The sequence below is a fragment of the Rhodococcus sp. P4_C10 genome (assembly GCF_056402135.1).
Window position 1 is genome coordinate 197,286 of record NZ_JBFUHZ010000001.1, and the last position, 14,197, is coordinate 211,482.

The 14,197-nt window shown below is 69.6% G+C and carries 16 protein-coding genes and 1 pseudogene; 10 read left to right on the top strand and 7 right to left on the bottom strand.

The genetic code is table 11. The annotated features are described in order from the left end of the window. Positions 1-8: 8 nt before the first annotated feature. The 3 genes from AC1DWC_RS00940 to AC1DWC_RS00950 all read left to right on the top strand — a co-directional run bounded on the left by AC1DWC_RS00940 (position 9) and on the right by AC1DWC_RS00950 (position 2,741). A complete protein-coding gene (locus tag AC1DWC_RS00940; RefSeq protein ID WP_477905333.1) occupies positions 9-1,550 on the top strand; it encodes an acyl-CoA synthetase in 1,542 nt (513 codons plus the stop codon). A 97-nt stretch (positions 1,551-1,647) separates the two neighbouring features. Further along, a complete protein-coding gene (locus AC1DWC_RS00945) occupies positions 1,648-1,773 on the top strand; it encodes a hypothetical protein (RefSeq protein WP_477641481.1) in 126 nt (41 codons plus the stop codon). A gap of 44 nt (positions 1,774-1,817) precedes the next feature. Continuing rightward, positions 1,818-2,741: an alpha/beta fold hydrolase gene (locus tag AC1DWC_RS00950; protein WP_477905429.1), complete on the top strand. Its 924-nt coding sequence runs from the start codon at positions 1,818-1,820 to the stop codon at positions 2,739-2,741. 37 nt (positions 2,742-2,778) lie between these two features. Here AC1DWC_RS00950 and AC1DWC_RS00955 read toward each other — a convergent pair whose 3' ends face one another. Both AC1DWC_RS00955 and AC1DWC_RS00960 read right to left on the bottom strand, forming a co-directional pair. After that, on the bottom strand, positions 2,779-3,252 hold the full coding sequence (locus AC1DWC_RS00955) for a 5' nucleotidase, NT5C type (RefSeq protein WP_477905335.1): 474 nt from the start codon (positions 3,250-3,252) through the stop codon (positions 2,779-2,781). A 178-nt stretch (positions 3,253-3,430) separates the two neighbouring features. Further along, the gene (locus AC1DWC_RS00960; RefSeq protein WP_072843379.1) at positions 3,431-3,868 is read right to left on the bottom strand and encodes a 6,7-dimethyl-8-ribityllumazine synthase; all 438 of its coding nucleotides are present in this window, start codon (positions 3,866-3,868) and stop codon (positions 3,431-3,433) included. 122 nt (positions 3,869-3,990) lie between these two features. Between AC1DWC_RS00960 and AC1DWC_RS00965 the strand changes: the two genes are divergently transcribed. Continuing rightward, positions 3,991-4,299, top strand: a complete 309-nt coding sequence (locus AC1DWC_RS00965; protein ID WP_477905337.1) for a rhodanese-like domain-containing protein — start codon at positions 3,991-3,993, stop codon at positions 4,297-4,299. Positions 4,300-4,356: 57 nt separating this feature from the next. Here AC1DWC_RS00965 and AC1DWC_RS00970 read toward each other — a convergent pair whose 3' ends face one another. The 4 genes and pseudogenes from AC1DWC_RS00970 to AC1DWC_RS00985 form a co-directional block, all read right to left on the bottom strand. Beyond that, the gene (locus AC1DWC_RS00970) at positions 4,357-4,722 is read right to left on the bottom strand and encodes a hypothetical protein (protein ID WP_477905339.1); all 366 of its coding nucleotides are present in this window, start codon (positions 4,720-4,722) and stop codon (positions 4,357-4,359) included. 118 nt (positions 4,723-4,840) lie between these two features. Beyond that, positions 4,841-5,212 carry a DUF5313 family protein gene (locus AC1DWC_RS00975; RefSeq protein ID WP_477905341.1) on the bottom strand — a complete coding sequence of 124 codons (372 nt, stop codon included), beginning with the start codon at positions 5,210-5,212 and terminating at the stop codon, positions 4,841-4,843. Then, positions 5,209-5,682 carry a MarR family winged helix-turn-helix transcriptional regulator gene (locus tag AC1DWC_RS00980; protein ID WP_477905344.1) on the bottom strand — a complete coding sequence of 158 codons (474 nt, stop codon included), beginning with the start codon at positions 5,680-5,682 and terminating at the stop codon, positions 5,209-5,211. The genes AC1DWC_RS00975 and AC1DWC_RS00980 overlap by 4 nt, the downstream gene beginning before the upstream one ends. Positions 5,683-5,809: 127 nt before the next feature. Then, positions 5,810-7,584 (bottom strand): annotated as a pseudogene (locus AC1DWC_RS00985) (cytochrome c biogenesis protein DipZ). Positions 7,585-7,753: 169 nt separating this feature from the next. Between AC1DWC_RS00985 and AC1DWC_RS00990 the strand changes: the two are divergent. The 4 genes from AC1DWC_RS00990 (at position 7,754) to AC1DWC_RS01005 (ending at position 11,118) form a co-directional block, all read left to right on the top strand. Then, positions 7,754-8,440: a fasciclin domain-containing protein gene (locus AC1DWC_RS00990; protein ID WP_477905346.1), complete on the top strand. Its 687-nt coding sequence runs from the start codon at positions 7,754-7,756 to the stop codon at positions 8,438-8,440. Between the two features lie 87 nt (positions 8,441-8,527). Further along, complete coding sequence (gene sigK / locus AC1DWC_RS00995; protein ID WP_477905348.1) at positions 8,528-9,244, top strand: ECF RNA polymerase sigma factor SigK; 717 nt, start codon at positions 8,528-8,530, stop codon at positions 9,242-9,244. Beyond that, positions 9,237-10,031, top strand: a complete 795-nt coding sequence (locus AC1DWC_RS01000) for an anti-sigma factor (RefSeq protein ID WP_477905350.1) — start codon at positions 9,237-9,239, stop codon at positions 10,029-10,031. The genes sigK and AC1DWC_RS01000 overlap by 8 nt, the downstream gene beginning before the upstream one ends. A 196-nt stretch (positions 10,032-10,227) precedes the next feature. Further along, a complete protein-coding gene (locus AC1DWC_RS01005; protein ID WP_477905352.1) occupies positions 10,228-11,118 on the top strand; it encodes a hypothetical protein in 891 nt (296 codons plus the stop codon). A 222-nt stretch (positions 11,119-11,340) separates the two neighbouring features. Here the strand turns inward: AC1DWC_RS01005 and AC1DWC_RS01010 are convergent, their stop codons facing one another. After that, positions 11,341-12,765 (bottom strand): phenylacetate--CoA ligase family protein, encoded by a 1,425-nt coding sequence (locus tag AC1DWC_RS01010; protein ID WP_477905353.1) that lies wholly within the window; start codon positions 12,763-12,765, stop codon positions 11,341-11,343. A gap of 157 nt (positions 12,766-12,922) precedes the next feature. On the opposite strand from AC1DWC_RS01010, the gene AC1DWC_RS01015 reads away from it, so the two are divergent. Together AC1DWC_RS01015 and AC1DWC_RS01020 are read left to right on the top strand one after the other, a co-directional pair. Next, on the top strand, positions 12,923-13,504 hold the full coding sequence (locus AC1DWC_RS01015) for a hypothetical protein (protein ID WP_477905356.1): 582 nt from the start codon (positions 12,923-12,925) through the stop codon (positions 13,502-13,504). Beyond that, positions 13,497-14,141: a DUF6308 family protein gene (locus AC1DWC_RS01020; RefSeq protein WP_477905357.1), complete on the top strand. Its 645-nt coding sequence runs from the start codon at positions 13,497-13,499 to the stop codon at positions 14,139-14,141. Before AC1DWC_RS01015 ends, AC1DWC_RS01020 begins: the two co-directional genes overlap by 8 nt. The last annotated feature ends 56 nt before the right edge of the window (positions 14,142-14,197 follow it).

Genomic DNA, 14,197 nt, shown 5'->3' on the forward strand with positions numbered 1-14,197 from the left:
CGATGGTCATGCGGTTGAGCGACTACCTCGACAAGGGGGCGAGCCTCGGCGACTCTGCCCCCTGTCTCACGATGGGATCGGAGTCGATGTCGTATCGGGAGGTGCGGGAGCTCAGTGGCCGGATCGCCGCGGCCCTGACCCGGTCCGTCGGGCCCGGAGCGAAGGTGGCGATCCTGTCGGCGAACGACCCGATCGCGTTCACCTGCGGGTTCGGAATCGCGCGGGCCGGCGGGGTGTGGTGTCCGGTCAACCCCCGCAACGAGGCGCCCGAGAACCGGGACCTGCTGGAGCTTTTCGACTGCGAGTGCCTGATCTACCAGTCCGCGTTCGAACCGCTCGTCGAGCGGATCCGCGACGACCTGCCGAAGCTGACCACGCTGGTGTGCCTGGACCGGGACGGAGCGGACGTGCCGTCGCTCGGACGGTGGCTGGGGCCCGCGGACCCGCCACCGGTGGGGCTCGACACCCCCGTCTCGGTTCCCGCGGACGACGTCGTGATGCTCGTCGGCACCGGCGGAACCACCGGGAAGCCCAAGGGCGTCATGCTCACCACCCGGAACATCGAGACGATGACCGCGCTGATGCTGATGGGTTATCCGTTCGAAGGCCGGCCCGTGTACCTGGCCCTGGCGCCGCTGACCCACGCGGCCGGGGTCCTCAGCCTGCCCATCCTGGCGCTCGGTGGCGAGGTGGTGATCATGCCGAGGCCGGACCTCGGCGAGTTCCTCGTCCTCGTCGCGCGGCACCGGGTCACGCACACCTTCCTGCCGCCCACATTGATCTACATGCTGCTCGAACAGCCGGGCCTGTCGTCGACGGATCTTTCGTCGCTGCAATGCTTCTGGTACGGCGCAGCGCCGATCTCACCCGCTCGGCTCGAGGAGGCCATCGGCAAGTTGGGGCCGGTGATGGCGCAACTCTTCGGGCAGAGCGAGGCGCCGATGATGATCTCGACGATGCCGCCCGAGGACCACTTCCTCGCGGACGGGTCGATCGCCCGGAATCGACTGTCGTCCGCCGGGCGTCCCTCGCCGTTGGTGACCGTCGCGATCATGGATGCGGCGGGCCGACTGCTGCCGGTCGGCGAGCGGGGTGAGGTGGTGGTCCGCAGTTCGCTGGTGATGGCTGGCTACTACAAGAACCCGGCGGCCACCGCGGAGGCCTCGATGCACGGCTGGCACCACACCGGCGACATCGGATACCTGGACGAGGACAACTACCTGTACATCGTCGACCGCGCCAAGGACATGATCATCACCGGCGGGTTCAACGTCTACTCGGTGGAAGTCGAGCAGGCGCTGATGGAGCACCCCGACGTCCAGGACTGCGGGGTGGTGGGACTTCCCGACGACAAGTGGGGCGAGCGGGTGGTGGCGGTGGTGCAGCCGCAGGCCGGGCGCGCGGTGTCGTCGGCGGAGCTGATCGCCTTCGTCAGGGTACGCATCGGCGGCGTGAAAACGCCCAAGCAGGTGGAGGTCTGGTCGGACCTGCCCCGTTCCAAGGTCGGCAAGGTGCTCAAGAACGAGATCAGGTCCCGGTTGCTGAGCTAGCCGCAGGGTGGGCGAAGTGCGTCGTTCGGCCGCGCATCCTCAGGGAGATTGGGTACCGTCGCGAGACCCCAACCGCCCTCTTCCGAACAGGTTTCCCTTGACCGGCGACACGATCCACCGACGCTTCGGCACCCTCGGTGCCGGGGTGCTGCTGCCCCTGTCCCTTCGAGCCGAGCTCGCCCGCTCGGTCGAGCACGCCGTCCCGGTCCGGAGCGGCACGTGAAGGCCGAAGTGACGCACCGGATCCTGCCGGTGAACGGGATCGAGATGCACGTCGCCGAGCGCGGCGAGGGCAGGCCGGTGGTGCTCTGCCACGGATTCCCGGGGCTGTGGTTCAGCTGGCGTCACCAGCTCGACGCGTTGGCGGCGGCGGGGTACCGGGTGATCGCCCCGGACATGCGCGGCTACGGGCGCACCTCGGCACCGTCGGACGTCGCGGCCTACGACCGGGCGAACACCGTCGCGGACATGGTCGGCCTGCTAGACGTGCTGGGCCTCGAGCAGGCGGTGTTCGCGGGGCACGACTTCGGGGCCCACCTGGTGTGGGACCTGCCCGCGTGGGCGCCCGGCCGGGTGTCAGCGCTGATGCAGCTCAGCGTCCCGCGCACCCCGCGACTGCCCGTGCAGCCGAGCGTCGGATTCCGGTACCTGGCGTCCCAGCACTTTGCGCACGTGCACTACTTCCAGGAGCGTGGCGTCGCGGACCGGGAGCTGGGCGAGAACACCCGGGAGTTCCTGGCCAAGCTCTTCCACGCACTCAGCGGCGCGAACCGGTACCTCGACTGCTGGGAGTTCCCGTCGGAGGGCAACGGCTACCTGGACGTGCTGCCGGAGCCGCCCGCGCTGCCGTGGAACTGGCTGGACGAGGACGAGTTCGGCTACTACGTGGCGGAATTCGAGCGCACCGGGTTCACCGGTGGACTCAACTGGTACCGCGCCGAGGATGCGGTGTGGGCGCAGAACGAGGCGCTGCACGAGCGTCCGGTGGAGGTGCCGGTCACCTTCATCGCGGGGGAGAAGGATCCGGTGCTCGAGATGATGGGCCGGGACCCGTTCGCCGCCATGCGGAAGCTGGTGCCCGGGCTGGTGTCCACCCACGTGATCCCGGGCGCCGGGCACTTCGTGCAGATGGAGAAGCCGGCCCAGGTGAACGCGGCGATGATCGAGTTCCTGGGCGGCCTGCCCGCCTGACCGATGCTGCTGGACTGACCGAATGTCGGCGGCGCAGTCACTTCCGGTCGAGGAGGTACTTCGTGACGGCGGCCCAGTCTGGGAAGGCGGGCGAACCGAACGCGACCAGTTCGCCCTCGAACTCGCCGGCCCCGTTGGCCGTCCGGTCGTCGACCAGGAAGTCGCCGCGGTTGAGGTTCTTGTGGTGCGAGAGGATCAGCCGCTTGTAGGCGACGGAGTCTGGGCCGAAACCGAAGTGCCGCTGCACCCACAGCACCTTGTCGTGCCAGGCGGAGGCATTTGCCCAGGGCGCGGTGGACAGGATGTAGGTGTCGAAGTGCCCGGCCAGCTCGGTGTACGCCTCGATCGCGCCGGGCAGCGGGTCCATGGTGGCGAAGATGCCGGGAATCTCGTCGAAGTCGCCGTCGTGCCTGGCCCGCATTTCGGGGTGGGCGCGGTTGATGCCGGACGGGAAGTCGACCAGCGTGTTGTCCAGGTCGACGTACAGGATCTTCTTCTCGGTTTCGGGCACAGTGCTCCTTCATCGCGTCGGTGGGGAGTTCCGGGAATTCCGGGATCGAGCGGGAACTTCCTCGACCGCTCGATCCGGAGTATTGCACCGGCCACCGACACCCGTGCCCTTGTTCCCCAATGTCACATTGGGGAACCCGGGGGTACCCGATGTGACATTGGGGAACGTTCGGGGGCGGCTACTTGATCGTGGCGAGCGAGGCCAGGGTGCCGGAGCAGGCGTCGGCCACCTCGGCACCCTTCTTGTCGAAGTGTGCGGTGAAGAAGTCGGCGTGGTCGGCGTGCTCGTGGAAGTGGTGCGGGGTGAGGACGGCCGAGAACACCGGCACGTCGGTGTCGAGCTGCACCCGCATCAGGCCGTCGATGACGGCGGACGCGACGAACTCGTGCCGGTAGATTCCGCCGTCGACGACCAGGCCGGCGGCGACGATCGCGTCGAAGCGGCCGGTGCGGGCGAGCCGCAGCGCGTGCAGCGGGATCTCGAAGGCGCCGGGGGTCTCGAAGAACTCGATCTCGGCGGGATCGTGCCCGAGCTCGCGCCAGTGGGCCACGAAGGCGTCCCGTGCGCGGTCGACGATGGACCGGTGCCAGGTGGACTGAACGAAGGCGATGCTCATGGTCTTGATGCTAGGACCGTGGCTGGGCAACAGCGAACCGGGCACCGGCTCTGTGCCACCGAGCGGGACGCTCTCTATACCCCCTTGGGTATGATCGGAGCAACCGACGAGAAGAGGAACCCATGCAGCAGGTGGATCTGGCCGCGCTCGAGCAGGCGCTGGCCGACGGTGCCCCGGTGATCGACGTCCGCGAGGCGGACGAGTACGCGCAGGCCCACGTGCCGGGCGTGACCCTGATCCCGCTCAGCGAGTTCGCCGCTCGTTACAGCGAGATCCCTTCGGCGCCATCCGTTTTCGTGATCTGCGCGATGGGCGGCCGCAGTGCGCAGGCGGCGTCGTTCCTCGGTGCCGCGGGCATCAACGCCGTCAACGTCGCGGGCGGCACCGACGCCTGGATCTCCTCGGGTCGACCGGTCGAGACGGGCGCCTGAGCCCCCCGCCCACGGACGCCCGTCGGCCCGTCGACTGCCGGGCCCGGCCGGTGGGTGTCAGGAGAAGGTCGCGGTCACGTTGTGCCTGCCCGGGTTCATCCAGGCGGTCACGACGCCTTTCTTCTTCTGCGGGTCGTTTCCGCCGCAGGCGACGACGAGCCTGAACCGGCCGGCGTCATTGGCCGTGTACCGGTAGGTCTTCAGCCAGGTGGACCCGGATGCGTCGCTGATCTTCGCCCAACCGGATTCTCCGTTCTCGCTCTGCACCCACGCGGCCGTCGGGGCCGAGTTCTGCGGGCCCTTCTTGCAGGTCAGCGTCCCGAATACGGTCTGGGGCGTCAACGCCTGAGCGGGGGGTGCCGCGAGGATGGCGGGCACGGCGACCAGGGCGGCGGCAGCGGCTGCGGCCTTCAGTAGACGCATGTGGATCCTTTCGACAGTGTGAGACTTTCGAAATCACCAGATGCAGCAGTCTATGAAGTTTTGGGCGCGGACACCCCGCTTTCGCGCGACCGGCCCTTCGCAGGGCGGACCGCGGGCGTCAGCGCCAGGTGTCGCTGTAGGAGTTCTCCTTGGCGGCCTGGGCGGCCTTGCGCCTCGGGTTGTCGAGTTCCATGGGCAGGCCGTTCTTCTGCAGTCGTCGCGCCCGGTTCTGGTGGATGTAGACCACCGAGTAGAACAACGCGAGCAGCACGCCGAGCAGCACCATCGAGCCGCGCAGCCACAGCGGCCCCGGGAACAGCATGAAGATCACGAACAGCGGCAGGAACGGCACCATCGCCCGGATCAGGTGCCGGACCACGTAGTGGTCGCCGGTGATGTCGTTGAGCACCCAGTCGTTCATCGACTCGGGCAGCTTCGCGCCGCACGCGTACGCGATCCACTGCACGGGGTTGGGGCGGGTCTTGCTCATGAGTTCAGTGCTCCTGCCTGGAGTGCTGCGCGGTTGATGTTGGTGAGGACGCGGTGCAGTTCCTCGAGTTCGGGCAGCCCGACGCCGAGGCGGGCGACGACAGCTCCGGGGATGCGCTCGGCCTGGGTGCGCAGTGCGCGGCCGGCGTCGGTGAGGTCGACGACCAGCTGACGTTCGTCGTCAGCGCTGCGGGTGCGGGTGATCAGGCCCGACGCCTCCAGTCGCTTGAGCAGCGGGGACAGCGTCGGGGAGTCGAGCTGCAGGGCCGTGCCGATGGCCTTCACCGACATCGGAGCCTCGCCCCAGAGGGCCAGCATCACGAGGTACTGGGGGTGCGTCAGGCCCATCGGTTCGAGCAGGGGGCGGTACACCGAGAGCACCGCACGGTTCGCGACGGCGAGCGCGAAGCAGACCTGACGGTCCAGGGCGAGCATGTCGCCCTCCGGGGGCGTGGCTTCGGCGAGGGTCATGTCGTGAATCGTACACGAATAGATCGCGCACTAACTAAATTGGGCCAAAGGTGCCTGCGGCGCCCGTGCGCGGTTTGCGGATCCCTGGACCCGMAAACCGCGCACGAGCAGCGGAGCTGCCGGGGGGTCAGCCGTAGGTGAAGGAGTACGCCTGGAGTCCCGGGGTGAGGGCCACGTCGAGCCGGCCGCGGCTGATGGCGTCGTCGTCGACGAGCGGGTACAGCGTCGGTGGTCCGCTGACCGGGATCGCCTTCGGCCTGCCGTCCCGGGTGACGGTCACTGTGCCGGTACCGCCGACGACCAGGTAGACGTCGCGGCCGTGGTAGTCGAGCGCGATGCTCGCGTCGTCGCTCTCGGCGGTGGCGCCCTGGAAGTCCAGGGTCCATCGGCCGCGGTACGCGAAGCTGTCGTCGGGCAGGACGGCCGGGTAGTCGAACGTGGCGCTGCCCTCGGAGTAGTCTCCCGTGCCGCCGTAGTTCACCATTTTGCCTACCCCCAAATAGGTTTCGGGCGTGGTGCTGGACTGGGGGGTCATGTCCGCGCCGGCGGTGGCGCCGGGCAGCGTCGCGTCCGGGTTGGATCCTCGAGCAGCTGACGGATCAGCTTCTCGGTGACGTCGTAGTCGCCCTCGCCGAACTTGATGTGCCGCACGGTGCCCGACGCGTCGATCAGGTACTCCGCGGGCCAGTACCGGTTGCGGTAGTTGGTCCAGGTGGAGTAGCTGTTGTCCAGTGCCACGGGGTAGGTGATGCCGAGCCCGGCGGCACCGTCGACGACGTTGGACTCGACGCGTTCGAAGGCGTACTCGGGCGTGTGGACGCCGATCACCTCGAGCCCGGCGGCGCGGTAGGCGTCGTACCAGTCGGCGGCGTGCGGGACTGACCGCTGGCAGTTGATGCACGAGTACGCCCAGAAGTCGATCAGGACGACCTTGCCGCGCAACGACTTCAGGTCCACCGGCGCGCCGCCCGGGGTGTTCAGCCACCCGTCGATCCCGGTGATGTCCGGCGCCGTGCCGCAGCTCTCGAGCTCGGTGGCGCCGTCCGTGCAGTTCGCCAGGTCGCGGTTCTGGTCGTTGACGATGCCGCCCAGGTCGAGCTTGCCGCGGACCTGGTTGCTGGCGGCGAAACTGTCCTGCAGGGAGCTGGTGTAGTCGGGCACCGCACGCTGCAGCACCGCGGGCAGGTTGAAGACCAGCGCGACGGCGAGGCCGATCATCAGGAGACCGCCGGTGATGCGGATGCCGCGCTCGTGCCGCCGGAACGCGGTGACCCGCTCGGCAATCCGGCGTCCGGCGAGCGAGAAGACCAGCAGCGGCAGGGCCGTGCCGACCGCGAAGGACAGGGTGAGCACGATCGTGGGCAGTCCGATGTCGCCGGTGGCGCCCGCGACCACGATGGCCGCGAGGACCGGGCCGGCGCACGGCACGTACAGCACGCCGAGGGCCAGTCCGAGACCGAACCCGCTCCGCCCGGCGCCGACCTGGCGCTGCGGGATCCGGGAGAACGGCCGCTCGAGAAGCCGCTCGACCGACGGGAAGATCAGGCCCAGGCCGATCAGGGTCAGGACGACCAGGCCGACCCAGCGCACCGCGTCCTGCGGCAGGTGCAGGAGCGAGAGCAACAGCGAACCCGCGAGCGTGAACACGCTGAAACTCAGGACCAGACCGGCGATCACGCGGTACGGGCGCAGCCGGTCGCCGAGGGTGGGCTCGGCCCGGACCTCGGTCGCGACCGAGCCGGGTGGGGCGTCGGGCGCGGTGCGGGGGGCATCGGGCGCGGCGCGGGAGGGCCGGGCGTTCTGCACGCCGGAGAAGAAGATCACCGGGAGGACGGGGAGGATGCACGGGGAGATGCCGGTGATCAGCCCGCCGAGAAATCCGATCAGCGCGAGTGTTTGCATGCCCGGTATTCGGAGCCGACCGCGTCCCGGCTGGGTTCCGTGTCCCGGACAGGCTCTCTTCGAACAGTTCTCGAATCCGACCCATCCGCCCCGACGACCACACCGAATACCCCTCGACAGAACAGATGTCGGGCGGTTGTCCCGGTTGCGATCGAAGGAGTGAAGGTCCATGAAGAACATCCAGCACAAGGCATGTCTCGCGGTAAGTCTCGCGGCGGTCGGCGTTCTCGGCCTGTCCGCCTGCTCGAGCAACGACTCGGGTTCGTCCGACTCGAGCCCGAGCACGATGGCACAGAACGGGACGAGCGGGTCGGCGATGACCCCGGAGGCGATGTCCTCTGGGGCCCAGACGAACCCGGCGGCGGACCTGGTGGGACCGGGCTGCCAGGACTACGCCGCGCAGGTGCCGACCGGCGCCGGCTCGGTGACCGGGATGGCACAGGACCCGGTCGCGGTGGCGGCGTCGAACAACCCGCTGCTGACGACGCTGGTCTCCGCGGTCTCCGGGCAGCTCAACCCGGACGTGAACCTGGTCGACACGCTCAACGGCGGGGAGTTCACGGTGTTCGCACCGGTCGACGCGGCGTTTGCGAAGGTCGACACGGCCACCATCGACTCGCTGAAGACCGACTCGGCGATGCTGACGAAGGTGCTCACCTATCACGTGGTCCCGGGGCAGATCAGCCCCGCGAACATCGACGGCCAGCAGCCGACGGTGGAGGGCGGCTCGGTCACGGTCACCGGGTCCGGCGACAACCTGAAGGTCAACGACGCGGCGGTGATCTGCGGCGGCGTGCACACGGCCAACGCGACGGTCTACCTGATCGACTCGGTGCTCATGCCGCCCGCCCAGTAGGCGACGCGCGATGGGACCGGCCGGTCAGGGGCCGGCCCATCCGTCGTGCGAGCCGCTCCGAATCACCTACGTGAGCGGGAGGTGCCGATGAGGATTGCGGACGGCCGACACGGCGGCGCCGGGTGCGTCGACGGGTATGTGAGCGACAATGGTGCGATGCACCCCGACGGGTCCGACGACTCGCACGCGGAGGCCGACGGTGACGGCGCCTGCCCGGTGACCCCGGCCGGCGTCACCGGTGACGCGGCGCAGGCCCGCCGTTTGACGGAACTGCTCGCGGCGGTGGCCGACGGCGACCGCCGCGCGTTCGCCGACTTCTACGACCTGACCTGCGCCCGGGTCTTCGGCCTGTCGACGCGAATCCTGCGCAACCCCGCGCTCGCCGAGGAGGTGACGCAGGAGGTGTACCTGCAGATCTGGTCGGGCGCGGGACGTTACGACCCGGACCGCTCCAGCCCGGTCGGGTGGCTGATGACGCTGACCCACCGCCGGACCGTCGACCGGGTCCGGGCCGAGCAGTCCGCCTCGGACCGCAACACCGTGTACGGGTACGCGCAACTGGGCCGCGACCACGATGTGGTGGTCGAAGAGGTCGGCCAGCGCCTCGACGAGGAGGCGGTGGCCGGCTGCCTGGACTCTCTGACCGCGACGCAGCGCGAGGCGATCGGGTTGGCCTACTACGGCGGCCAGACCTACCGGGAGGTCGCCGACCAGCTCGACGTGGCGCTGCCGACGGTCAAGTCACGCATCCGCGACGGACTCATACGACTGAAGAACTGCCTGGGGGTGAGCACCGATGCCTGAGACCACGACTCCGCCCGGCGACGACGGACTACTCGAGCTGGCCTACGTGTACGCGCTCGGCGCGGTCTCCGACGCCGAGCGACGCGAGATCGCCGAGCGGCTCGCCGCCGCCGACCCGGCCACCTCGGCGCAGTTCAGGCGGATCGTGCGCGAGGTGCGGGAGACGACGGCGCGGACGTCGGTCCTCGACGCCACCCCGCCGCCGTCCGACCTGCGGGCGCGGATCCTGGCGGCAGTGGACGAGGGCGCGGGTGCTGTGGACGAGGGCGAGGGTGCCGTGGACGAGGGCGAGGCCGTCGCCGACCTGGGCGCTCACCGGGCGGCGCGCCGGCGGCGTTGGACGCGAGTGATCTCGGCAGCGGCGGCCGTCGTGGTGATCGGCGTCGGCGGGGCGGTGGCCGTGAACCAGCTCTCCGACAACCAACCCGCGCCGCCGAGCGTCGCACAGGTGATGGCGGAGCCGGACACCTCGACCGCCAGCGCCGAGGTCGCCGGGGGCACCGTCACCGTCACCGCGTCGCGGCAGCTCGACGCCGCCGTCGTCTCGCTCGAGTCGGTGCCGCCGCCGCCCGCCGGGCAGGTCTACCAGATGTGGCTGATGCCTGACGATGGGACGGCCGAGTCGGCCCGGTCGGTCGGGACCATGAGCGCCGACACCATGCCGCCGCCGTCCGGCGAGGTCATCGCCGGTCTCGGGGACGCGCAGACCGTCGCGATCACCGTCGAACCCGGCACCGGTTCTCCGTCCCCGACGACCGGCCCGATCGTCGCGGTCTCGCTGGCCTGACCGGCCCCCGGGGTCCGGCGGAACCTGCATGCGGTGGGTGGCTGAGGTGAATCAATCTCAAGATCGTTTTACCTACTCTTTTCCTAAACATCACTAATGACGGTGGAACGCGTGCTAGTTTTCGGCTTCGGCCATGTGTGATGCGCAGCACATTGTCGAGTGCGTCAGGATTCACTTCCGCAGAACAGGAGCACGAATGTCTTCATCTTCGCTACCTCGCTACACGGTTCCGGCCGTCAGCGCCGCCGCAATCGCCGGCTTGTTCCTCGGGGCGAGCCCCGCGGCGGCAGCAGTTCAGCAGACGGACTTCCAGACCTCTTGTGCAGCACATGCTTTCGGATTCGCAATCCCGAAGACCGTCCAGGGCGGCGTCGTGGTCGACGCGCCGGACTCGGTCGATGCGGGCAAGGACTTCACGTACCGAATTCAACCGACGCCGGCGTCGTATCCCGACGTGGACACCGGGGCAGCGACCGTCAACCTGTCGCGGCTCAAGGTCGACTACGAGATTCCCGCGAACGCCACGTTCGTCAAGGCTGAGGTTGTCGCGAACACGGGCACGAACCTGGCCGGTGTGACGCCAGACGTGCAGCGCGTCAACGAGACCGGCGCGCCGGACGCGGCGGGTGGCATCCTGCGACTCTCCGGCAACAATGAGGTCGCGGTGAACGGTCCCGGCGCGGCCGTCGACGCGGAGGGCGGGATCGTGGCGCCCAAGACCAAGGCCAATCTCGACGGTTCCCCGAACGCCGCGGGCGACACCTACTTCCAGTTGCCCGCCATCGACGTCACCGTGACCGCCGGCGCCGCCGGCACCGACATCACCCCGAAGCTGCGGGTCTCGGGCGATGCCGGGACATTCGACAACCCGGCCAACTACTACTCGTTCCTGGCCAACGCGGCGCTCGGCACGACCACGGTCTTCGCGGCCACCAACTGCGTGCCGCGGGACAGTGCCACGGCGGATCTGAACGCGGGTGGCGGAGCGTTGGCCACCATCGCGGTCGGCGAACCGACGCCCGGCGGTGGCGATGGCGACGGCAGCGCCGGCGGCAGCCTGAGCGATCTGTTCGGTTCGTTGTCCTGACGTAGCAGTCCGCGTCCCGCGGAGGTCGCCGGTCGCCCGGCCGGTGTCCTCCGCGGGGTGGACCGTCGGGGCTCCGGGGCGACCCGGTCCCGTGGGCGAGCGCCAGATCTCCTGCATTCCAACGCTTCCGGGGATTGAACCGGCTCCCCTCGGCCACCGTCAGGACCGGTGGCCGCGGAGGCGCTCGACGAAATGCCGGATCTGGTCCGCGAGAGCAGGTCGTTACCCGGCGCTTCCGGGGTGACTGTCGAGCGCGATGAATCGCCGGAGCTTTCCGGTCGATTCGTTTCGCTCGAGCCGGCCGACGACTCGGACACGCACCTCCGGATCCGGCAGCCCATGCCGGCGCAGCGCGGCCACCATCGACGAAGTCAGTGTGGCCGTGTCGGGTCGGCCCACCGCGAGGATCTCCGCCCCGGCGCCGGTCTGCCGAACCTGGTACTCGGAGACGCGACGATCGGTGCCGAGGACGTGGCGGAACGCGCTCGCGGGCACCGTGCACCCGCCATAGCGGAAGTCGTCGTCACGGCGGCCGGCGATGTCGGCCACCCTCGCGAATGCGCTTCCGCAGGGACACTTTCCGGGCAGAATCGTGACCTGGTCGCCGAGGTCGTAGCGAATGAACGGGAACGTCCGGTTGGCGAGCCCCGTGGCGAGCGTCCGGGCGGCGGGCTCGTCGTCACCGACCGGCATCCCGGCCTCGTCGACCCGTTCGAGGACCACCTCGTCCTCGCACACGTGCAGCCCGCCGGCGTGCCCGCACCCGACCGCCTGCACGCCGATCTCGGTGGACCCCCAGAGGTTGTGGATCGGCACGTGCCAGGCATCACGCACGGCTTGTCGGTCCTCGTCGAGCAGGGGCTCGGAGTTCGTGCTGACCCGGGCAGGCCGGAGCTCCAGGTCTCCCGCCAGGGCCGCGCGGGCAAGCCGGCCCACCACGGTCGCGTACCCGACGAGATGGGTGGGCCGGGCGGCCGCGACCGCGGCGAGGACCTCGTCGAAGGGTGCGCGTGCGGGGATCACGACCGTGTCCATCCCCGCTGCGGTCGCCACGTCGAACAACGGCGTGCTGGCATGCGGCGGCTCACCGGCCGTGAGCACGGCGAGGCGGGTTGCACGTGGCAGCGGCGGACCCCGCCGCTCCTCCCGCGCCTGGAATCGCCAGGCAAGGCAGGCGAAGGACACGAACAGTTCCCAATCCCACGCGTAGACGCCCCGCACGCCGCTCGACCCGCCGGAGCTGAAGATCTGCCGGCCTCCGGGTGTGTACGAAAACCACGGTTGCTCGGCCAGGACCCGCTCTGCTTCGTGGCGGTCGAGGTCGGGGACCGTCACGATGGCGTCCCACTCGTCCTGCGCGTCCTGTTTGGTCATCACCGGCAGCCTCGCCAGGTCGGCGACCGTGGCGGACGACGGATCGAGGCCACGCATTCGCCGCGCGTGAAAGGGCGACCGCTCGCGGGCGTATCCGAGCAGCGCCCGCAGCCGCTGTTCGCGGTAGCGCTCGATCTGTACCCGCGACCAGTCCAGGCGCAGGATGTGGTCCTCGAACGCTGCCTGCACCGCATCGAGGTGTGCGCCGCGCACGCGCCCGTACGCCGCTCTCGCATCGCGTACCCGAGTGCTGGTGTGGACCGAACGGGACATCGCACTTCTCCGTGCCAGGGGAAGATCTTGGGTCAGCTCGTGTTCCCGCCGACCAGTCTTCCACAGCCGCACAATCAGGTCACCCCTGCAAACACGCCGTCGGGTTCCGGGCGACGCTGACTGCCGTCACCGAAGGGACTCGGGGACAATGAACACCATGGCGACCATTCAACCCTCGGCGAGCGACGAGAACTTCGCGACGCTGCAACAGGACCCGTTCTTCGACGTGGTCACCGACCTCATCTCCGGGTACCTCGCCGACGCGTTCGACGACCCGGCCGGCGGGGAGGTGGACCGGTGGACGCTGAGCGCGCTGCCGTCGACCGACAGCTCCGCGGAGCGGCAGCGGCTGTTCACCCTCAACGTCGGGCCGATGGAGGTGCTCTTCGTCGAACGGTTCACCGAGGGCGGCGAGGTCGTGGACTACCGCACCGCGCTGTATGTGTCGGCCTCCGCGCTGACCGCCGAAACAGGCTGCAGCCTGGACGAACTCGCGCTAAGGGCCCCGCTGGTGCGGATGCAGCCGATCTCGATGGAGTCCGCGGCCGGGGACGGCGTCCTGCTCGACTGGTTCCTCTCCGACGAGGGCGCCGACGAGCAGTTCTTCGAGCTGCCGCTGGACAAGGCCACCCGGCCCCTCGCCGAGCATCTCGTGACCAAGGGCCGCGGGCCGTACGCGCAGTACCACAACCGCTCGTTCGCGGCCCACGTGCTCGCGCAGGAGACGACCGATGAGTGACGACCTGCCGATCCGGCTGCCGCGGGTGCTGCGGGACGGGGACGACGCCGGCGCAATCGACGTGCTGCAGGAGTACTTCACTCGCCCGTTCGTCAAGACCGGCCACATCAGGACCGGCGCGCGGTGGGACTCGTGGGACCCCAGCGGCAGGCGTGAGGCCGACGTCGACACCTTCACCGCGGACGACCTGGTCGCGATCACCCTGCTGTCGGTGCAGGTGCCTGCGCAGGGTGCGTGGATCATGCTCGGGGAGGAGAGTGCGGAGCTGAACCGACTGCTCGCGGCGGTGGGCCCGGACCGTGACCTCGTCGACGAATCCGACACCATGACGCCGGAATCTCCTGTGTGGCAACTGGAGACGGCGCTGCGCGAGGTCCACGGGATCGGTCGCATCGTCGCGTCGAAGCTCATCGCGCGCAAACGCCCGCGGCTCTACCCGATCTACGACGACGTCGTGGGCCGGCAGCTCGGGACGAAGGCCGCGCACCTGGAGCCGGTGCGGCTCGCGCTGCGCGCCGGGGACGGGGCGCTGCACCGGCGGCTGATCGACCTGCGGGACCGCGCCGGGCTGGACGGTTCGGTGCCCGCGGTGCGGATCCTGGGCGTGCTGGCGTGGATGCAGGGCAAGGGGTACTGACGTCAGTGGGCGACCGAGCCGTTCGCGGGGTTCCTGCACGGGCGCAGCGCCACCGG